The organism is Meiothermus sp. (assembly GCF_037443965.1).
Taxonomy (GTDB): Bacteria; Deinococcota; Deinococci; order Deinococcales; family Thermaceae; genus Meiothermus.
This window is the reverse complement of sequence record NZ_JBBINI010000001.1, coordinates 108,426-128,654: the sequence shown is the minus strand read 5'-3', so window position 1 is coordinate 128,654 and position 20,229 is coordinate 108,426. Positions and strand designations below refer to the sequence as shown.

General features: G+C 58.2%; 21 protein-coding genes. 7 read left to right on the top strand and 14 right to left on the bottom strand.

Translation table 11 applies throughout. From position 1 onward, the window contains the following. Positions 1–75: 75 nt before the first annotated feature. The 4 genes from recR to WKI89_RS00615 all read right to left on the bottom strand — a co-directional run bounded on the left by recR (position 76) and on the right by WKI89_RS00615 (position 4,741). Complete coding sequence (gene recR, locus WKI89_RS00630; protein WP_337867278.1) at positions 76–663, bottom strand: recombination mediator RecR; 588 nt, start codon at positions 661–663, stop codon at positions 76–78. 69 nt (positions 664–732) lie between these two features. Then, positions 733–1,047, bottom strand: a complete 315-nt coding sequence (locus WKI89_RS00625; RefSeq protein WP_337867277.1) for a YbaB/EbfC family nucleoid-associated protein — start codon at positions 1,045–1,047, stop codon at positions 733–735. A 353-nt stretch (positions 1,048–1,400) separates the two neighbouring features. Further along, positions 1,401–2,600 carry an MFS transporter gene (locus tag WKI89_RS00620; protein WP_337867276.1) on the bottom strand — a complete coding sequence of 400 codons (1,200 nt, stop codon included), beginning with the start codon at positions 2,598–2,600 and terminating at the stop codon, positions 1,401–1,403. 341 nt (positions 2,601–2,941) lie between these two features. Further along, positions 2,942–4,741 (bottom strand): hypothetical protein, encoded by a 1,800-nt coding sequence (locus tag WKI89_RS00615; protein ID WP_337867275.1) that lies wholly within the window; start codon positions 4,739–4,741, stop codon positions 2,942–2,944. Positions 4,742–4,763: 22 nt separating this feature from the next. Here WKI89_RS00615 and WKI89_RS00610 point away from each other — a divergent pair, with 22 nt between their 5' ends. From WKI89_RS00610 to WKI89_RS00585, 6 genes are all read left to right on the top strand, one after another. Continuing rightward, positions 4,764–5,522 (top strand): protein phosphatase 2C domain-containing protein, encoded by a 759-nt coding sequence (locus tag WKI89_RS00610; RefSeq protein WP_337867274.1) that lies wholly within the window; start codon positions 4,764–4,766, stop codon positions 5,520–5,522. Further along, on the top strand, positions 5,519–7,543 hold the full coding sequence (locus tag WKI89_RS00605) for a protein kinase (protein WP_337867273.1): 2,025 nt from the start codon (positions 5,519–5,521) through the stop codon (positions 7,541–7,543). Before WKI89_RS00610 ends, WKI89_RS00605 begins: the two co-directional genes overlap by 4 nt. Before the next feature lie 118 nt (positions 7,544–7,661). Further along, on the top strand, positions 7,662–8,063 hold the full coding sequence (locus tag WKI89_RS00600; protein ID WP_337867272.1) for a hypothetical protein: 402 nt from the start codon (positions 7,662–7,664) through the stop codon (positions 8,061–8,063). A gap of 371 nt (positions 8,064–8,434) precedes the next feature. After that, a complete protein-coding gene (locus WKI89_RS00595; protein WP_337867271.1) occupies positions 8,435–8,839 on the top strand; it encodes a hypothetical protein in 405 nt (134 codons plus the stop codon). 270 nt (positions 8,840–9,109) lie between these two features. Beyond that, positions 9,110–9,388, top strand: coding sequence for a hypothetical protein (locus tag WKI89_RS00590; protein WP_337867270.1), 279 nt, complete (start codon positions 9,110–9,112; stop codon positions 9,386–9,388). A 37-nt stretch (positions 9,389–9,425) separates the two neighbouring features. Next, positions 9,426–9,776, top strand: a complete 351-nt coding sequence (locus WKI89_RS00585) for a hypothetical protein (RefSeq protein WP_337867269.1) — start codon at positions 9,426–9,428, stop codon at positions 9,774–9,776. On the opposite strand, the gene WKI89_RS00580 is transcribed toward WKI89_RS00585, so the two are convergent. The 8 genes from WKI89_RS00580 to uvrC form a co-directional block, all read right to left on the bottom strand. Next, a complete protein-coding gene (locus WKI89_RS00580) occupies positions 9,743–10,510 on the bottom strand; it encodes a nitrilase-related carbon-nitrogen hydrolase (RefSeq protein ID WP_337867268.1) in 768 nt (255 codons plus the stop codon). The genes WKI89_RS00585 and WKI89_RS00580 overlap by 34 nt on opposite strands. Beyond that, positions 10,507–10,854: a hypothetical protein gene (locus tag WKI89_RS00575; RefSeq protein ID WP_337867267.1), complete on the bottom strand. Its 348-nt coding sequence runs from the start codon at positions 10,852–10,854 to the stop codon at positions 10,507–10,509. The genes WKI89_RS00580 and WKI89_RS00575 overlap by 4 nt, the downstream gene beginning before the upstream one ends. Before the next feature lie 19 nt (positions 10,855–10,873). Further along, positions 10,874–11,185: a hypothetical protein gene (locus tag WKI89_RS00570; protein ID WP_337867266.1), complete on the bottom strand. Its 312-nt coding sequence runs from the start codon at positions 11,183–11,185 to the stop codon at positions 10,874–10,876. 54 nt (positions 11,186–11,239) lie between these two features. Next, the gene (gene thrC / locus WKI89_RS00565; protein ID WP_337867265.1) at positions 11,240–12,568 is read right to left on the bottom strand and encodes a threonine synthase; all 1,329 of its coding nucleotides are present in this window, start codon (positions 12,566–12,568) and stop codon (positions 11,240–11,242) included. 231 nt (positions 12,569–12,799) lie between these two features. Continuing rightward, positions 12,800–13,816, bottom strand: a complete 1,017-nt coding sequence (locus WKI89_RS00560) for a homoserine dehydrogenase (RefSeq protein WP_337867264.1) — start codon at positions 13,814–13,816, stop codon at positions 12,800–12,802. A gap of 58 nt (positions 13,817–13,874) precedes the next feature. After that, positions 13,875–14,423 carry a BglII/BstYI family type II restriction endonuclease gene (locus WKI89_RS00555; RefSeq protein WP_337867263.1) on the bottom strand — a complete coding sequence of 183 codons (549 nt, stop codon included), beginning with the start codon at positions 14,421–14,423 and terminating at the stop codon, positions 13,875–13,877. Then, positions 14,420–15,346 (bottom strand): site-specific DNA-methyltransferase, encoded by a 927-nt coding sequence (locus WKI89_RS00550; protein WP_337867262.1) that lies wholly within the window; start codon positions 15,344–15,346, stop codon positions 14,420–14,422. Before WKI89_RS00550 ends, WKI89_RS00555 begins: the two co-directional genes overlap by 4 nt. A gap of 9 nt (positions 15,347–15,355) precedes the next feature. Further along, positions 15,356–17,152: an excinuclease ABC subunit UvrC gene (uvrC, locus tag WKI89_RS00545; RefSeq protein WP_337867261.1), complete on the bottom strand. Its 1,797-nt coding sequence runs from the start codon at positions 17,150–17,152 to the stop codon at positions 15,356–15,358. 302 nt (positions 17,153–17,454) lie between these two features. Between uvrC and WKI89_RS00540 the strand changes: the two genes are divergently transcribed. Then, complete coding sequence (locus tag WKI89_RS00540; protein WP_337867260.1) at positions 17,455–17,859, top strand: NADH-quinone oxidoreductase subunit 15; 405 nt, start codon at positions 17,455–17,457, stop codon at positions 17,857–17,859. Positions 17,860–18,223: 364 nt separating this feature from the next. Here the strand turns inward: WKI89_RS00540 and surE are convergent, their stop codons facing one another. Continuing rightward, complete coding sequence (gene surE / locus WKI89_RS00535; RefSeq protein ID WP_337867259.1) at positions 18,224–19,024, bottom strand: 5'/3'-nucleotidase SurE; 801 nt, start codon at positions 19,022–19,024, stop codon at positions 18,224–18,226. Between the two features lie 83 nt (positions 19,025–19,107). Further along, positions 19,108–20,187, bottom strand: a complete 1,080-nt coding sequence (locus tag WKI89_RS00530; protein WP_337867258.1) for an acyl-CoA desaturase — start codon at positions 20,185–20,187, stop codon at positions 19,108–19,110. Between the last annotated feature and the right edge of the window lie 42 nt (positions 20,188–20,229).

The window sequence follows — 20,229 nt, the reverse complement described above, 5'->3', positions numbered from 1 at the left end:
CACTTGCACAGCCAAGCGTTACGTGGGAATGGAAACAGCAGCCCACAGCGAACGGCCAGCGCGCGCGGGCCCCTTCTATTGATATCCCCGACGGTTCTCCAGCGCCCTGGCCAGGGTCACCTCGTCGGCGTACTCGAGGCTTCCACCCACCGGCAAGCCATAGGCCAGTCGGGTCGAGCGGATGCCTTGCTGGCCCAGGCGCTCGGCCAAGTAGCCTGCGGTGGCCTCACCCTCGACGGTCATACCGGTGGCCAGGATTACTTCCCTCACGCCCTCGAGGCGGGAAAAGAGCTTTTCGAGGTAGAGCTGCTCTGGCCCAATCCCCTCGAGGGGGTTGAGCGCTCCTCCCAGCACGTGGTAGAGGCCGTTGTATTCGCCGCTGCGCTCGATGGCCATCAGGTCAGAAATGGTCTCGACCACACAGATGACCGTCCTGTCCCGCTCGGGGTCGGCGCAGATCGGGCACAGCGCGTCCTCGGCCAGGTTGCCGCACACCGGACAGGGGTGCAGGGCCTGGGCCGCTTCCAGGCTGCCCCGCAGTTCTGAGGCCGTATCGGGGTTTTGCACCAAAAACAACCCTAGCTTCTGGGCGCTTTTGGGCCCCACCCCCGGCAGACCCGCCAGGGCCCGCACCAGTTTGAGGAGTCTCTCGGGGTAGCGCATAAGTAAGCCGATAACTCGTTGTGGATAGCCGTTAGCCAAATTGCTATAGGCTATGCGCCACCGGCGAGCTTAGAACATATTGCCCAGCATGTTGCCAATGCCGCCCAGCTCGCGGCTCATCTCTTTTTCCGAGAGTTCGTGGGCCTTTTTCTGGGCGTCCTGGATGGCCACCAGCAGCAGGTCTTCCAGGGCCTCGAGGTCGTCCTTGTCTACAGCTTCGGGCTTAAGCTTGACCCCCTGAATCTGCCCGTGACCGTTGGCGGTGACTTCCACCAGGCCCCCCCCGGCACTGCCCACTACCATCATATTGCCCAGCTTCTCCTGTACCTCAGCGGCTTTCTTTTGGGCCCTCTGGGCCTCTTTCATGATTTTCTGGATGTTCATTCAGTTCCTCCGCAACAACGCCATTCATTATTGCATCAAGCAAGGCTTCGTGGTGTTATACCAGTTCCGATTGAACCCTTCACCTTTGATGACACCCAAAGGCGAAGGGTTCGAGCCGACCGAAGGCAGTAGAAGTGCATTCCCGCAGTATCGTTTAGGCTTTCATACCGGATTCAAAAAGATAGTCATCGAACAATAAGCTTTGAGTGGCTATCTTTTTGAATCCTAGAGCACTCCCTTCGGTCGGGTTAGTTCGCCACCGTTCGGTGACGAACTAACCGAATCTGGTATCAAAAGTGAACGATACTGCCGGAATGCGTATTACACCGGTGAAGAACCAACCGAATCTGGTATCAGCCTGGCTTGGCTTCACTGGGCTGGCGCGGGATGCCGCCCAGCAGGAACACTGTAAAGACGGCCAAAAATACCGCCGAGCCACAGACCACCAGTACCGTCAGCACCCCCAGCCGCGGCTCTAAAACCCCGGCCAAAAAGGTTCCCACCAGAACCGCACTCTGCATGGTGGCGCCAAAGGCAGCCATAATCCGGCCCCGCAGTTCGGCAGGCGCCGCCAGTTGAATGATCGAGCGGGCAGGCACGATGAACATGGTGTTCAAGACCCCCATCAAGAAGGTGGCGATGCCGGCCCAGATTACGTTGGGGAATAGGCCCAGCGAGGCGAAGGCCAGGCCCCATACGGCCAGGCTAAACAAAAACGCCGATTCGCGCGACCATCGCTTGATTAGCGGCATGGCCACCCACAACCCCAGAATGGCCCCCCCGGCCATGAGCGCTTCCAACACCCCGAAGCCCTGCACCCCAATTTTGAGGGCTCCCACCGCATACACAATGCCCAGGGCCGACTCCACCGAACCAAAAGCCGCGGCCAGAGCCAGCGTCCCAATGGTTCGCCTGAGGATGGGATTTTGCCACAAGGGGCGAATTCCGGCTGCTACCGCCGCAAAATAGCCACCCTTGCCGGCTTTCCCGGGCAATGGGGGCAGGAGGAGCAGAAGCCCGGCGGCAATCAGGTAGGAGGCGGCATCAATCCAGAAAGCCGGAACCGGCCCCACGTTGGCAACCAGCACCCCTGCCAGCGCCACAAAAGCCACATCCGCAAAACGGTTCACAAAGACCATCAGGCCATTGGCTCCATCCAGCGCCGACTCGGGCACCATCTCGGGGATGACACTGTTGCTGGCTGCGTAGTGCACCGATTCAAAAGCTGCCATTAGAAAAGCGATGACCATCAAGAGGGGCATCGAGCCGATGGCAAAAAGCGGGATGCAGGCTACCAGCAGGGCCCGTACCAGGTTGGAAACGATCATCAGGATACGGCGGTCGTAGCGGTCGGCCAGCGGTCCCAAGAGCGGCCCGAGCACCGCGCTGGCCAAGAATTGGGCTCCCAAAATCAGGGATATCCAGACTGCATTTTGGGTCTCCTGATAAGCTACAAAGAGCAAAGCAATACGGTGGATCTTGCTACCAACCAGGGAAACCAGATTCGACAAGAACAGCCAGCGGAATCCAGGGTGTTGTAATGCGCTCCACATAGGTGGGTACATCATAACTTGTCAACCTGATATCGTAAACATAGACTGAGTACAGTCAGCTTTTCTTAACAGGAATATTAGTCATTCCGGCAGTATCGTTCACTTCCGAAAGGCTAAACGATTCTGCCGGAATACATTCCTCCTACTCCCTTTGATCGGCTTGAACCTTCGCCTTTGTTTACACCCAAAGGTGAGGGTTCAAGCGGAGCCGGTATAACTACCACAAAGACAACCACGCAAACCAAAAAGGCGGCGCGTCTTTGTGAAACCTAATCTATATCCCTTGCTGGGCTTGGCGGAACCAGTGCTTGGTTCAGGCTCGGTTTTGGCGCAAAAGCGGACTAGAGCACTGCGCGATTCTGGGGTTGAATGGTGACCAGGCTATGCGCCACCCGTGCCCCTTCCCGTGCCAGTACCACCCCACCCTCGGGGATCATCCAGATCATCAAGTCGTGTAGCTTGCGCGGGATCAGACCGGTGGAGGAGACGTATACCGCGTCGTCTTGGTAGCGGAGGGAAAGTACGGCACTGCCCGCTTTGATTGTGCTGGGGCTGTCGCCTACGGTAGTGGAGCCTACGTTCTCGCCCAGAGTGTCGCGAGAGGGAGGGCTGAATCCCAGCCATTCGGCGAGCTCGAGCCGCAGGACCTGGGCGTAGCTTTCCAGCTCGAGCACCCGTGCCACCTCGGCCAGATAGGCTGTCCAGCTCGAGTTCTTTTCGATGCGGCCCTTGACTACCTCGAGGCCCTTGCGCGCAAAGTCTTGAAGGTTGTCTATGGGAGCTTCCCCGTACTTGCTGGCGGACTCGGGGCTAAACACCGCATAGTTGACCTCGCCCTTGAACCGGGCCGAAAGCGCCCGCAGCAAGCGCAGGTAGGCGAAGTGGTTCTCGGGCCACATTAGAAAAGCCAGTATGCGGCCTTCGGCCAACAGGTTCGAGAGGGTGGCAGCCTCGCGGGGCTCGAGGCGTAGGTGCAGGTAGTCCTGGAAGCGGATCACATGCAGCTCGGCATCGGGTAGCGTTAGGCTGAAAGCAGCGTTTTCTTCGATCATCCGCTCCTGCCCATCCACACTCAGACCAAACAGCTTGCCCGCCTGCGAGATGCCAATTTCGTGGTTCCAGAAGTAGAAGCGCTGCGGCATCAGGCGCAGGTTGAGGGCCTTGGCATCCGACGGAACGCTCTGGGTTCCATATTCTGCACTCTGGCTGCCGAGAATTTTTTGCGGAATTTGTGGCCAACTGGCTTCTCCTCTGGGGCTGGGCAGGTAGCGGGCAAGCAGGGTGGTCAGCCGCTCGATGGCCGCCGAGAACCGGCCCCGATCGTCCTCCATAACCAGCGACATACGACGCTCCTCAGCGGCGGCGGCCTGGAGGCGTTCCTCCAGGGTGCGAATTTCCCCAATGCTCAGGTTCTGGCGATGGGCCTCCTCGAGCGCCCGGCGCAAAGTTTCAAGGCTGGGGCCCCGGATGCTGGTTTTGAGCGAACCTTCACTTTCCAGTATACGTCGGGCAAACCGTCTGAGGTAAGGCACTGTTTCTTCGGGGGGCAATTTGAGCTTACCGGCTAGGTTATAGGCCTCGCGGAACAACTCCAATAGCATGTTTTTGGCGATATCGGGGTTTTCTAGGTGTACCCGCGGATCTGAAACGCTGGGAATGGGGTGGGCCAGGGCAAAACGGGAAAGGTTGTAATCCTGGGAAAACTGTGGGCTTTTGGAATAGGCCTCGAGGTTTTGCAGGATGGCATAGGTCATGCGCAACTCGTCGCGTTTGCCATGATTGAACGACTTGGCGGTACGCAGCAGGTCGCGCTCGAGCCGGCTCCAGTACACGGCCTCGGCCAGCTTCTCCAACACCTCGCGCTCAGGGCTGGCATCGGTGCCTTCCTCTTCGATCAAGATCATGCCCAGGTCGGGAGCGGTGCCCTCGTCCACGGTGGTCTTGTAGCCGGGCCGATGGGCTTTGAAGCGCCCGTCAATATCGCGGAATTTCTTGGCTAGGGGGCCCGGCAGGTTCGATTGGATTAGGGTCTGGCGCAGACGGGTCAAGCCGGCCATCCCCCCTTTGGGTTCATTGCCTGCAACAAGGTCGTCCACCTTGTATTCATATAGCTCGAGTAATTCAACCAAGCCCGCCTTCATTCAGACGGTATTATAAGGTGTCATGCGATTGGCACGGCTCGAAATTGCCACAGAATCTAATATTGGTCGTCGTCGTCGAAACAACGAGGACTTCCACCGCGTTGCGGTACACCCGACCCCTATCGGCAACCTGGTGTTGCTGGCGGTCGCCGATGGCATGGGCGGGGCCGAAGCGGGCGAGTTGGCCAGCAAGCTAGCCATCGAGGGGGTTAGCTCGGCAGCCAAGTCGTATGCCGAACATGCTGCAACTGGCCGCCCAGGCGTGGGGCTCAACCTGGTCATGGACAAAGCCTTCAAGTTATCCCAGCGGCGAATTGTGCAAGAGGGGGAACGGGTGCCGTCGCGCAAAGGTATGGGTACCACCCTCACGGCTGTCATGCTGACCGAGTGGAACCGGCAAGCGGTGATCGGGCACGTGGGCGATACCCGGGCCTACCGCTACTCCTCGGGGCGCTGGACGCTTCTGACTCAGGATCACTCCTGGGTGGCCCAGCAGGTGCGCCAGGGGGTGCTGACCGCCGACCAGGCCGAGGATCACCCCTGGAAGCACATGCTGACCCAGGCGCTGGGCCTTTCCGATGTGCGGCACGATATTGCCGCGGTGAACTTTGCCCCAGGTGAGGTATTGGTGCTGGCTACCGACGGACTGTATGGGTTGGTGCCGCCGGAGGAATGGACAATCACGGGCGACCTGCAAGCGGCCCTCGAGGGCTGGGTCGGCAAGGCTTTGGTGCGTGGTGGAACAGACAACATCACGGTGGTTGCAGCGAGGTTTAAATGAGCTACCTGATTGCTTTGTTGTTGGTCGTCATTTCCACAGCGCTAATATTGCGTACTGGGCGAACCTGGCTGATGTTTGTGTTGATTTTGCTGACGCTGGGTGGATTGCTGGTGTTGGGGGCCCAACCACTCCTCTTGGCTACAGCGTTGCTGTTGGGGTTGGCTTCGATGTGGGTTCCCAAATCCACGCGGGTGGCTTTCCAGCCGCGTCCCAAGCCCGCGCCCCGCCCTCCCAAGACCAAGCCCAACCCCAAGGTATCGCTGGGCAACAGCGTTACGGGCCTCGAGGCCCTTTACGATATCCAGGAAAAAGTCGGTATCGGCGGCATGGCTACCGTCTACAAGGGCCGCAACAAGAAAGATGGTCGCCTGATTGCACTCAAGATTCCCCAGGAAAAATATGTGGGCGATCCTCGCTTTGTGCGGCGCTTCCACCGCGAAGCCGAGCTGCTGGCCCACCTCGACCACCCTGGCATCGTTAAGGTGTACGATCACGGCAACCAGGGTGACACCCACTACATCGCCATGGAATTCCTTGATGGTGAGGGGCTCGATCGCCTGATTGAAAGCAAACGCCTCTCCATCAAGAGCATTGTGGAGGTGATGAGCCGGGTGGCCGAGGCCCTGCAGCACATCCACGCCCAGGGCATCATCCACCGCGACATCAAACCTGGAAACATCATGGTGCTCAAGAACGCAGTGCGCGACGACGGTAGCGTAGACGCCCGTGGGGTGCGCCTGATGGATTTTGGGATTGCAGCGGGCAAGGTCTTGACCCGCCTGACCATCACCGGGGCCCGCATCGGCACCCCGGTGTACATGAGCCCCGAACAGGCCAAGGGCCAGCGCATTGACCACAAATCCGACATCTACAGCTTTGGGGTGGTGTTCTACGAAGCGCTGTGTGGTCAGCCGCCTTTCCAAGGTGCCTACGAAGCCGTGATTCATCAACAGATCACCCAGATGCCGGCCCCCCCCAAGCAAGTCAACCCTGACATTCCCCAGGTGCTCTCCGATCTGGTCTACCGGATGCTCGAGAAAGACCCCGAAAAACGCCCTAGTTTGGAGGCGGTGCTGGAAGTGTTGCGCGGTAAGTGGCAGGAAGACCCTGGCCTCACCGCGCCGGTGTACCTGGCTCTGGCCGTCGAGACCAAGAAGGGTACCCTGCGCCTGATGGATCTGAGCGGCACCCTGATGCGCATGTGGAGCGGGGTGGGCAGTGGACGCGGAATGTTCCCCTCACCCCCTCTCTCGATTGCAGTAGACAAGAATGGGGGTTTCTGGATCAGCCTGTTCGAGTACGGTGGCGGTGCGGTTCGCTTGGTACACCGTTTTGATGTGGACGGCGAAATTACCCACTCGGTTGCGCCCTACGGGATGAAACTGGGCGAGCTGCTCTATCCAGTCTCGCTGGCGGCCATGTCCGATGGCTTGCTGGTGCTGGATGGCGAGGCCTGCACCATCACCCGTTTCGACCAGGAAGGCAACCCCGTAGCCCGCTTTGGCGGCTCGGGACAGGGCCGGGGTACTTTTGAGTCGCCCAGGGCCTTGCTGGCCAGCCGCAACTATGTATTCGTGCTCGACTACGGCAACCGCCAGGTACAGCGCCTCGAGCACAGCGGCCAGTACGTTTCGCGCTATGCTTTCCGCAAGAGCCGAGAATCCCAGGAACTGCGGCTGCTGGGCGGTCTGGGCCTGACCCCCGACGAGCAACTGCTCATCTACGATTCGGACAGCCAGAAGATTCGCAAGCTATCGCTCGAGGGGGAAGTCTTGCTCTCGCTGCCGCTGCCGGTAGCCGAAGGCGAAGACCCCACCAGCCAGGTCGAGATGGCGGTGCTGGACGACACCATTTATGCCATCCGGCGGGGTGGCACCAAAATTCACCGCATAAAGCTCAGTGGACAATCCCTCCCGAGCCTCGAGGTCTACGCCCCCTTGCGCGGGATCGCGCTCTGGCATAACACCCTGAAGGCCAAGGCCGAACCACCCATAGATCTCTCAGCTCAGGCCTTTGATTAGATAGGTTCCAATCTAGTTTGTAGGGCTCGTTACAGGTGTGCTGGACATCGGCGCTCGAGTAGGCTGCTTCGCCGGGCAGCTCACTTCCCCTAGGCCAAACCAGGGTATTGTAAAGACCATGACGCCAGACATTCGGAAATCGTTCCGCTACCTTATTCCAACCGGCGTTGGCCTGCTGGTGGCACTGGGCGATTTGGGCAATGTGGATCTGCTTTTTGCCGGAACGCTGCTGCTGTTGACCGGGTTTTTGCTGGGGTGGTGGTGGCCCCGGCAGTGGTGGCTCAGCGGGCTTCTGATGGGGGGAATTCTGCCGCTGGTACAACTATGGGCTTCGGTGGCCCAGTTTCCTATGCCCTATGTGCCTGACCCTCTTCAGGGTCTGTTGTTGCTCATTCCAGCCCTGCTGATGGCGGGCTTTGGGGCTATTGTGCATCAGAAGACCCCCTACACCCCTGCGGCCTTGCGTGCGCGTTTGCGCCGGGCGCAACAGGCCGACTACCATGACTCCAAAGAGCCATAAACCGTGGCTGTGCTGGATTGTAAACTTTCAAAACCACAACCCACACAATCAATTGCTGTGCTTAGTGGTTTGGTAAGTCAAGAGTTTAAAGATTGATATGCTGTGAAGTTCCCAAAATGAAGCGCTCAAATCGGTCGTGTAAGGAATTACGTGTAGAAGTTTGTGTAAGCTGAAGTTACGCACAGAGGTATAAAGCGATAAAATAGGGCTTCCTGCCGCTACAGGAGGCCCCAGATGAGTCTAGCACCGGTCGCAAAGTAGCTTCAGCCTTGTTGGTTGCGGTCTCTAACCACACATGCGTAGGTCTTGCCGATGCAGTTGAAGGCGTCTGCCACGACACCTTCCAGTGAAGGGCCGCTAGGCCCCCGGCGATGCCGGTACTCCATCGCCTGCTGACGGGACAGATACCGTTGCTGGCGATTCTCCAACGCTTGGTCAACAAGCTGGTTCAGAAAGGTGGATACCTGATTCTGGACGATACCACCCTACAGAAGTTCACCACGGGTCTGGACTGTACGCACAAGGTTAGGGATAGCAAAACCGGGGGCTTCATTCTGGGGATACAGGTGGTGCTGCTGTGGACGAATGGCACCATCACCGTGCCGGTGGGTTTTCACCTCTACCGCGGAAAGGAAAAGTACAGCATGAGCTGGCCCTGCAACTGCTGCGACAGGCCAAGTGGCTGGGCATCGAGCCGGCGTATGTGTTGTTGGATGCCTGGTATGCCAGCGCCCGCTTGTTGCACTACCTCCAGGAGCAAGGCTGGCCCTTTGTGACCCGACGGAGGAAGAACCGCAGTTTGAATGGTCGGCAGCTCCGCTATTTCCGCAGAGGGCCTTATACGCATTTCGGTAGTATCGTTCACTTTGACAAGCCTAAACGATTCTACCGAAATGCTTTTCTACTCCCTTCGGTCGGCTTGAATCCTTCACCTCTGACTGCGTCCTACGGTGAAGGATTCAAGCGGAAACGGTATTACTGGTCAGGGCTGGGGTATCTCAGGGGCCATATTCCGGTGGTGGTGTACCGGCGAGGGAGCCAGTTCTATGCCAGCAGCGACCTGGAGCTGGACTGGCCTGCAGTGCGGGGGCTTTACAAACGCCGCAATCAAGATTCTAAACCAGGCGTGCGGCTGGGAGGGGGTACAGCAGAGGACGGTATCGTCGTACCGCCGTCACCTCACGCTGGGGCTGATGGCCTTCCTCTTCCTGGATCAGCAGAAATCCCAGCGTCGTAACACCCCCTACAAGTTGCGACGTCAGCTCATCTCCGGCAAGCTCAAGGTCTCCCAGCTCGAGCTGCAACGATTCCTTGGGGCTGCGTAACTTCAGAATAGAGATACGCACGATAGAATGAACCGCAATGCTGGATTTTTTTGTTGGGCTGGGATTGTTCTTGTTGGCATTCGTGGCGGTGCGCCGCTGGGGCTGGGCCTGGGGGGTGGTAGGGGTCTGGCTCAACCTGTTGTGGTTTGTCTACCAAAACGAGCTGGGGCAGGGCTGGCTGCTCTACCTGCGTGGGGTGGGGCTGGCTTTTCTGCTAGCGACGGGTTTCCGGCAGTACGGGCTGGCCTGGGCCCTGCTGCCCTGGCCGCTGCTGATTGCGGGTCGTTTTGAGATGCAAATGCTGTGGCCCTATTTCCCAGCCTGGGGCGAGGGCCTGATGCTGGGGGCAGGGTTTTATTTGCTGGTTGGGTTTTTCAAGAGACCTTGATAGAGGTCGGGGCGACGCTCGGAGAGCACGCGGAACTCCTGGCGCAGCCGGGCCGGGAAGGCCTGGTCTAGTTCGATTAGCCCAACGCCCTCAGATTCGACCCGCAGCATCTCCATGCCCATTGGGTCTATGGCCAAACTGGCTGCACCAAAGGGTTCTTCGGCGTGATTAACGGCGATCAGGTAGGCCTGGTTTTCGGCGGCGCGGGATTTGCAGAAAAGCTCCCAGGCGTAAGCGCGGCTGGCGGGCCAGGCCGAGGGAATCAGGAACAGGTTTACACCTTGCAGCGCGTAGATGCGGAAGAGCTCGGGGAAACGTAGATCAAAGCAGATGGCAATGCCAGCTTTGAAGCCCCCCAGCTCGAGCGTGACCAAATCCTGCCCCGCCATCATGGTCTCGGGCTCGCCAAAAGCCGGAATCAGGTGGGTTTTGGTGTAGCTGGCCTGTACCCCTGCAGGCCCGATGACCTTGGCCCGGTTGGCGTAACGCTCACCGGCTTGTTCCAACACCCCAGCGACCAAGATCATTCCGCTGTGCGCACAGAAGTTCTGAAGCAGTGTAAGCAGGGTGGGGGTATAGAGGGCATCGCCGTAGCGGTAGCCGCTCGAGAACAGCTCGGGCAACACCGCGACCTTTGCCCCGGCTTGGTGGGCCTGGTGGAGGAGCTCGAGGGCTTTTTCCAGGGTGGCCTGGGGGGTTTCGCGGGTGGCTAAATGGATCAGTGCGATTTTCATGCTTTCTCCCGCAAGCGGTAGGCCAGATAGGGCAGGCCCAGCCCCAGGGCGCTGCCCAGCAGTGCAGCCCCTAATTGTCCACCCACCCCCAGTACCAGCCCGACCAGTTGCAACAACACCAAAGCCGCCAACACGTAGATGTACAGGGGGATAATAAAAGGCTTATCGCTGCCGTATTGCACCAGCCCGGCCCCCACCAGGGTCGTCACGGAAAGGGTGGAGCCAAAGGGGCTGGGTTGAAGGAAGAAGAACCAGATGAAACCGGCGATGCCGGCGTAGATCAGGGTGCGGGCCAGGCGGTCGGGTGCCAGTGAACGCTCCAGGAATGTGCCCAACTTGCTCAAACCCGGCCTCCAAAGGGTATCAGGATTTAATAAACCGCCAGACGATGAGGCTCGATAAAATGAGTCCGATACCACCCCAGGCCACCTGGGGTTCACTGCCCGCAAGGCCCAACACAGCTGCCAGCACCCCCGCACTCAGGAAGCCAAGGGCATATTTGGGGTTGACCGTCAGGCCCAGCAACACCGATACCAGCAAGCCCGAAATGGCCGGGGGCAATCCGGCTCCAACAGCCACAATGACAATCAGGAGGGCCAAGGTAATCACCAGACCTAGCAAGTAGGCGCCTGGAAAGGGTTCCTTGTTGGGTTTTTCTGTTGCTTTTTCTGCCATGGTTTATACCTGATCTCTAGCTTACCGTTTTTAGAGGGTTTCGGCACTTCTGAGTTATAGCAACTGTGCCTTGAGGGCTTCCAGGGTGGGCTTGATGGTCTGGACTAGGGTTGGGCGGCTGTAAAGGATTTCCAACATCTCTTCTTTGGTAGGTTCCTGGCCCAGGGCATTCAATATGGCCTCGGGGAACTTGGCTGGATGGGCGCAGGCCAGACTGATGATAGGGGTGGGGTCGGCGGTTTGCTGGCGGTAGCGGGCCTGGGCCTCCAGGCCCACCGCGGTATGGGGGCAGGCCATATAGCCGGTGGCCTCGTAGGTTTTTTTCATGCGCTCGAGGGTGGCTTCATTCGAGACCGCGGTACCCCAGACCCACGCCCGCAGCTTTTCCGGCCCCAGTAGGGTGTACAGGCGCTCGAAGTTGCTGGGCGAGCCCACGTCCATGGCGTTGGAAAGGGTGGCGATGGTGGGGTGGAACTGGTAGGCCTCCACCTTGCCTTGCAAAAAGTCGGGGAAGAAGTGGTTGTCGTTGTGGGCGGCGATGAACCGGTGGACGGGCTGCCCCATCAGCGCGGCCAGTATGCCGGCCATCAGGTTGCCCAGGTTACCGCTGGGAACGCAGAAATTGATGTCCACCCCCACCCCCCGGCCCTCTCCCCCAGTAGGGGAGAGGGGGAGGCTGTTGATCTGACAGGCGGCCCACAGGTAGTAGAGGGCCTGGGGCAGCAGGCGCCCAATGTTAATGGAGTTGGCGCTGCTCAGGGGCAGGTGGGCCAGTTCGGGGTCTACGAAGGCCTCCTTGACCATGCGCTGGCAGTCGTCGAAGGTGCCCTCCACCGCAAAGCTGCGCACGCCGGGGCGCTGGGTAATCAGCTGGCGTTCTTGCACCTCGCTCACCTTGCCTTTAGGGTAGAGCAAGACCACCTCGATGTTCTCCTGCCCGGCGAAGCCATCGGCCACGGCGCTGCCGGTGTCGCCCGAGGTGGCCACCAGGATGATGCGACGCTCGCTCCGCTGGCGCAGAAAATACTGCATCAGGCGGGCCATGGTGCGGGCCCCAAAGTCTTTAAAGGAAAGGGTGGGGCCGTGGAAGAGCTCGAGCACGTACAGGTCGTCCGATAGCTTTACCAGCGGACAGGGGAAGTTCAGGGCGTCGCGCACGATGGCTTCCAGGTCGGCGGGGGGCAGGTCCTCGCGGAGCCACGCGCCCAAGACCGCCACCCCTAACTCGGCGAGGGAGCTAGCCTTGATCCAGGCGTTCGGCTCTATTTGAGGAATGCGCTCGGGGATATACAAACCCCCATCCGAGGCCAGCCCCTTAAGCAGGGCCTCCTCAAAGCGTACCAGGTTTTTATGGGGGTCACGGGTGCTGTAATAGCGAACCATAGTGGGTATTCATGATACCTGGACAAAAGGCTGGGCTCAGGGCAAAGGGGTGGCCGGCTGAGCACATCTAATACGCATTTCGGCAGTATCGTTCACTTTGACAAGCCTAAACGATACTACCGAAATGCTTTTCTACTCCCTTCGGTCGGCTTGAATCCTTCACCTCTGACTGCGTCCTACGGTGAAGGATTCAAGCGGAAACGGTATAAAGCCCATAAACTTTCGTTGGCTTCAGACCTCCACGAGCTTTTCTACCTCCTGCGCCGGTATGGGCGCGGCTGCAGGTATGGGCAGGTGGCCGGGTGTGCCCAATAGCGCCCGGTACAGGTCGCCTAGCACCGCACTGGCCGTTACGCCCCCCCCGGCCCCGGCCCCAGCGAAGACCAACTGTCCCACTGGGTCGCCCTTGTAGACCAGGGCGTTGCGCCCGCTGCCCATGCTGACCAGGGGGTGCGACTCGGGCAGGCGCACCGGACGTACCGCCGCCACCCATTCGCCCTTTTCGGGGTAGAGGCTGGCCACCAGTTTGATGGCGTGGCCTTCGGCCCTGGCTTGCTGGAGCATCGCGGGGGTGAGGTGCTGGATGCCCCGGGTGCGCTGCAAGACCTTGGGCCAGGAAAGCCCAGGGTCCACCGTGAGCCGCCCCAGCACGCAAATCTTGTGGGCCGAGTCAATGCCGCCCACGTCCAGGTTGGGGTCGGCCTCGAGGTAGCCCAGGTCGCCCGCTTCCTTGAAGGCTTGTTCGTAGGTAGCGCCTTCTTCCATGCGCCGGATGAGGTAGCTGCAGGTGCCGTTGACAATGCCGTGCATCTCCAGGGTCTGGTTGCCCCACAGGCTTTGCAAGGCCCCGATGATGGGTGTTCCGGCCATCACGCTGGCCTCGTAATACAGGTCGCCCTGCTCGGCGTATTCGCGCAGCTCGTCCCAGCGCTCGGCCAGCAGGGCCTTGTTGGCCGTGACCACCGGCAGGCCCCTCTCCAGCGCCTGCAAGACCAGGTCACCGGCGGTGGTGGTGCCCCCGGCCACCTCCACCAGCACGTCCACATCGTCCAGAAAACCTTTGGGGTTGTTGGTCAGGAGCCTCGAGGGAATGCCAGGGCGGCTTTTCTCTATGTCGCGCACCAGCACTCGAGCCAGCTCCACCTTGACGCCCAGCGCACTAAAGCGGGCCTGGTGCGCGGGCAAAAGCTGTGCAAAAGCGCTCCCGACTGTCCCCCCCCCCATCAGGGCCACACGCACGGTTTCCATAGGGGTAAGCCTACCGCTACTGGCCTCGTTGCGAAAGAGGCACGCCTATGACAACAAATCAGTCCGCATCAATCAGAATGATGTGAACGGGCACGGCGGGAAAGTGTCGTTTTAGCCGCTCGATATCGTAGATGAGCTGCTCACCGTAAGCCACACCCGAGGACATTTCCTTGTGCAGCGCATAAGCCGGTACAATTTCGACCCCCACATCGGCCCTGGTTTCGTTGAAGAAGTACTGGAACTTAGCCATGTCGTAGAACATAAATGCGTATTTCCCAAACTGAGCCTCGACGAGAACCCGTTCTTTGAAGAAATCTATCTGCTTGTAGGCTCCGCGAACCACCGGCTCCTCCTGGCCTGGCAGCCGAATCTCGTAGTAGTCCCTGAGTTCGCGAAAACCTCGCTTGTGGAAGGCCTCCTTCAGGCGCTGGTTTATGATTTTGGGTGCGTAGAGTTCTTTACCCAGTTTGGTTTTTTCTTTACTTTTTTTGCCCCGAACAGCACTTACCTCTTTGATAACGGCATAGATTTCTTCCAGCACTATTGGAAAACGCACCTGGAGAATCTCTCGACCGCCTAAATGGGAGTACTCATAGACGATTTTCATTTGGGTTCTACCAGCAAGGGGGGGTTCCAGATGGCTTGTAGATCAACGGCACGAGGGGGAATGTAAGCGCCTTTACCGGAAGGATCATACACTTCGCGCTCCATGGGCCTTACCCGCAGACGGCCTTCCCAGGCTTCACGGAGGCGCTGATGAGCAATTTCAACGTAATCGGGGATTATTTCGGCCATGGCCCCCCGCCTTCTGTGCATCAAGGCAGCAATGAGGGTGGTTCCCGATCCGCCGAACGGATCCAAAACCCAGTCGTCTTCTTCCGTTAAGGCCAGGACAAAACGCTCCACCAGCTCCACGGGGTACTGTGCCGGGTGGCCGGTTTTTTCTACGTGGTTGGCCTTAACATTAGGAAATATCCACACGTCACCAGGATTTTTGCCCAGGGGATTGCCGGAGAGTTCACCCTTTTTGGGGCCCTTGAAATGTTTTTTATTGGGATATTTTTGCGGAACCCGTACACTGTCCAGATTAAAGGTGTACTCGTCAGTTTTGGTAAACCACAAAGCCACCTCGTAACGTCCGGAAAAACGACGCTTTGCATGAAGCCCATGCTCAAACGCCCATACAATGCGATTGCGAAGCTTTAGTCCTAAATTGGTAAAGATAGGAAAAAGAAGTATATCCAGCGGGAGGATTTCACCGTTATCCACGTAATTCCCAACCTGCCACACCAGACTGCCGGTTGGTTTGAGCACGCGGACAGATTCCTTGACAATGCTTTCTTGCCAGGCCAGATAAGCATCCAAGGCTTGACGGCTTTCGTAGGGCTTACCAATGTTGTAGGGGGGCGAGGTGATCACCAAAGAGATGCTGGCGTCTGGAATTTCTTTGAGCAACTCTGCACAGTCGCCAGGATAGATCACCACATATGCTTCTGAGTCAAACCTGCTCTTAATGCTCAGTTCTGTCATAGCCATATATCATACCTTGGTTTCCATCGGCAGATTGCTCAGGGCCTTCAGCACGGCCTGGGCACTGCGCTTGTCGAGGCCTGGCAGCTTGGCCAGCTCCTCCACGCTCATGGCTTTGAGTTCTTCCAGGGTCGAGAAGTGGTTCATCAGGGCCAGCTTGCGGGCCGGGCCAATGCCCTTTATATCGTCGAAGATGCTTTTGAGGGCTTTCTGGTTGCGCAGCTTGCGGTGGAACTCGAGGCCGTTGCGGTGGGTCTCGTCGCGCTGGTAGATGAGCAGTTGCAGCGCGGGATGATTGAGGGGCAGGGCGATGGTTTTTCCGTCGGGCAAGACCAGGGTTTCTTCACGCTTGGCCAGCCCCACCAGCGGAATTTCCAGCCCGGCCTGCTGCAGGGCTTTTTGCGCGGCCCGCACCTGGCCCAGCCCGCCGTCGATCAGAATCAGGTCGGGGATGGGCATCTGCTCGGCCAGGCTGCCGGTAAAGCGCCGGAGGATGGTCTGCTCCATCGAGAAAAAGTCGTCGGGCTGGCCCTTCAGGCCCCTGATTTTGATGCGGCGGTACTCGGCTTTCTTGGGGCGGCCCCCTTCAAAGACCGTGATGGAACCCACCGCGCTTTCGCCCAGCAGGTTGGAAATGTCGTAGCCTTCGATGCGGTAGGGGCGGCGGGTGAGCCCCAGCACCTCCATCAGCCCCTTGAGGCCGGGGTGGTCGCCCTTGCGCTCCAGCAGCTTGAGTTCGGTCTGCAAGGCGGTCTGGGCGTTGTGCTGGGCCAGTTCGATCAGGCGGGTTTTTTCGCCGCGCTGGGGGACGCGCACCTCCACCCTGCGCCCTTTGGAGCTCAGGAAAGCCGAGAAAGCCTCCTGCGCTTCCAGCTCGAAGGGGAGCAGCACCAATGGGGGTAGGGGGGTGGCCTCGAGGTAGTAGTCGCGCAGGAAGGCTTCCAGCAACTCGGCGTCGCTGGCCTCCTTCACCCCCTCCACGAAGCGGCTGATGCGCCCCAGCATCTGGCCCCCGCGCACCTGGTAGTGCTGAATGAGGGCATAGTCGCCAGCGCGGGCAAAACCTAGAAAATCCAGATCGCCCAACTCGGGGTCGTAGGCCTGCTGGGTGGTGCCAAAGAAGCTGCGCACTGCGCTCACTTGGTCGCGGATTTCGGCTGCCCGCTCGAAGTCCTGGTTTTTGGCAGCTTCCATCATCTGTGTTTCCAGGCTCTGGTACAGCTCTTCGACCTTGCCATCCAGCAGGTTTTCTACCTGTCGCACCACGGTAGCATATTGCTCTTGGTCGGCTTTATCTACACAAGGAGCCAGGCAGCGCCCCATTGAGTAGTTGAGACAGGGATAGCGCCTTTTTTTGAAGGGGAACCCAGAGTTTTGTCGCAAGGGAAAAACCCGATCCACCAGTCGTTTGATGCGTCGTACCGCGCCCCCATCAGGAAACGGCCCCCAGTAGCGCGCCCCGTCGTCTTGTACCCGCCGCACGACCATCAGCATGGGCCATTCTTCATGGGTTAGCTTCAGGAAGGGGTAGTGTTTGTCGTCTTTCATCAGGACGTTGTAGTGGGGGCGGTGGAGTTTGATGAGGTTGGCTTCTAGGAGTAGGGCTTCCACCTCGTCGCGTACCACGATGAAATCGAGATGGGTGGCTTCCCTAGACACCCGCAAGCTTTTGCCTTCACTGTGAAAATAGCTGGTTACGCGGGCTTTAAGGCTTTTGGCCTTGCCCACATAGATAATGGTTTCGCCAGCCTTCCACAGGTAGACCCCTGGCATCTCGGGCAGCGGGGGTAGGTCGTTCTGACGCATGTGAACTCTATCGTAGCGCTTTGGGTTTGAATTTGAACGTGAGGGGGGTTGCGGGGTTTGCACAAGCAGAAAGCCTAGATTGGAGATCACAGCCCAAAGCAGCCTGTGAGAGCCTAGTTTTTTGTAAGTCGCTGCCTGCTTCTTGTCCTCTACCGCTTAGCGTGGTCACAGTGTGTTTTTCACCTTAGACCTTTGGGTATTGCACCCAAAACCATGCAGTTGGGTCGGTGAGCCTTGGGGGTTATCAAACTCAAGATGGGGCAGTTTAGACTTTCCCGCTCCAACCCGATAAACTAAATGCTATGAGTGCCGGCCACGATCACCACCATGATGAGATGCTGTACAAATCCTGGGTACAGGTTATTGAATGGATGAAAGAATATGCTGCCGAAAAAGGCGTGCAATTCACCAAGGAATCTGATTTCCCCGACTTTATCTACCGCATGGAGCGGCCCTATCAAGTGCCCACTACCATGATGGCGGTCTCTTTATCGGATGGCCGGGGAGAACCGTTCTTTTTTGCCTCGGTCTCGCCCCGCCATGCCAAGCTCAAGCACGTGGCTTTCCGGGTTCCGGGGGGCCATGTCCACTACCATGCCCACTGGGAAGACGGCAAAGGACTGGCCTTGGAGGGTAAATTCCCCGTCACCAAGGAAAAGCTCTATCAGATGGCCGACCGTGCTCGAATAGCCCTGGCCAGGGCTTGATCGCGTTTCCACATTTAGGCTGCGCGCCATGCGGCGTAATTTACCCAGTACAACGTTTTTTTGTTGTACTGGGTATTCGTGGGAACCGCTCTAACCTACAGCGCTTCCTGGTTTTATACGCATTTCGGTAGTATCGTTCACTTTGACAAGCCTAAACGATACTACCGAAATGCTTCTCTACTCCCTTCGGTCGGCTTGAATCCTTCACCTCTGACTGCGTCCTACGGTGAAGGATTCAAGCGGAAACGGTATTATCCGGTGTGGGCGTCGGCTGAGCTTGTCGAAGCCGACCCTCTCGGGGTACCGGTTATTTTTCGGGAACGGCAGTAGGTAAAGATTCCACCCAAATGGGAACGGAACTGCATCAACGTCGCTTGGCTTTGGCTTTTGTACTGGTGCCAACTTTGGTTTTCGTGGCTTGCAGCCTGAACTTCCGCTCGAGTTCAGCGGCAAAAGCAAGGTTGGTATAGTCCAGCGAGATGGGGGTCACGGATATAAAACCGTGCTGAACAGCCCAGAAATCGGTGCCTTCTTCCAGCTCGGCCGTAGGCTTGCCCGCCACCCAGTAGTAGGGCCGCCCATCGGGGTCTTCCCGCTCGACAATGGAGTCTTCGTAGCGGTGGGTGGAGAGTCGGGTGATCTTGACCCCTCGAGGGGCACGGTTGGGGAAATTCACATTGAGCAGGGTTTTGTGTGGCAGACCGTGCTTCAGCACCCACTGCGCAATCGGCACCGCACTCTGGGCAGCTTCCTCAAACTTTAGTTCTTCGCCTGAGGCATCCAGGCTAAAAGCAATGGAAGGAATCCCCAACGAAGCCCCTTCCAGGGCCGCCGCTACCGTGCCCGAGTGGGTCAGATCCAGACCCATATTGACCCCGATATTGATCCCTGAAACCACCAAATCGGGTCGTCCCAACAACCTGCTGCCTAACACCACACAGTCAGCAGGCGTACCGTCAACTCGGTAGGCTGGAATCTCGCCAAACCCTGCCGAGGCGGTGTGTTTGAACCGCAGGGGTCTGCGAAAAGTGATGCTGTGCCCCACGCCCGATTGCTCTACATCTGGGGCCACCACGTTCACTTCCGCTATCTCCCGCAAAGCAAAAGCTAGAGCCTTGATTCCCGGCGAGAAGATACCGTCGTCGTTGGCAATAAGAATACGCATATACGACTAGCCTAACGCCAAACAGCTAAAGCGGAAAGCGCTAGGCCTGTCAGCCGGTTCGTCGCCCTTGTTTTTCCTCTTTTCTACTTTCCAAGCCCTCTTTTACCCAGCCCCCGTTTGGAGGATTTGGGCTGCTTGATCTTGCTGTCGTTCAGCCCGAACCCCAACGTTCCAAATACATGACCGGTAGTAGGCTCGATCAGGTTGCGGTGGTCGCGGTAGAGGCGGGGAGTTTTCCAGAGGTAGAACAGGGCTTTCCAGTGGGGCAGCTCGTTGTAGCGCTCGGGCCAGAGTTCTTTGATTTTCTGCGCTACCACATGGGCATACTTGGGCGAAAGAGCTGGAAATACATGGTGCTCGATATGGTAACCAAAGCCCAGGGTGAGCCACTCGAGCCATCTTGGATTCCGCACTGTCAGGCTGTTCATTAAGGGGTCGTTGGTCTCGGTGATGGGGTTGAGAAGGTGGTTGGTGGCAATAAAGCTCATAGCGATAAAGTTAGCCATCAGCCAGGGAATCACAAACACAAACAAGAAGTTGAGCGGCCCCATCCACACCAGTACCAAGAGCCAAACCATAACTGGCAAAACCGCCTGGAAAATTACAATGGGCCGTTCTGCAGGTTTGAAGTCCGGCAGGAAACGCCGGAGCATCATGTGGGCGTGCAAAGTAAACCAGAAGTTGAAGGAGAAAAATAAGAAAAAGCTGCGTAAAGCAGGCACCTGGCGGAACATCCATTTCACAAAAGGTTTTTGGATCGCCGACTCCAAGGCCCCCATCGCATCAGGGTCATCTTCGGGGTGCTGAGTATGGGAGTGATGTTCAACGTTGTGCCATTTGCGCCATAGTCTGGCTCCCACCATCAGCGGCATAAACGCGATGGTTCCAGCAACGGAGCGCACGGTTGGGTTCTTGGTGACCGCACCGTGCAGTATCTCGTGGGCCAGAAACCCCATGCCAATAAACGCGTATCCGACCCCAAATGACAGCAGCAGTTTGAGCAAGACATAGGGCGTCGCCACAATCCCCCAAACGCATAGGCCAAACAGGGTCAGAAATATGGGCAGATAGATTAGACGAGACGGAACCGGCTCGAAAAAGTGACGTGGAAGTCGTGATTTTAGGGCTTTGGTGTACTCGCGCAGATGCTGTTCTTCAGTCATAGATGCTCCTCGCTGCTTGGGGTTTGAATGGAGGCAGTATAC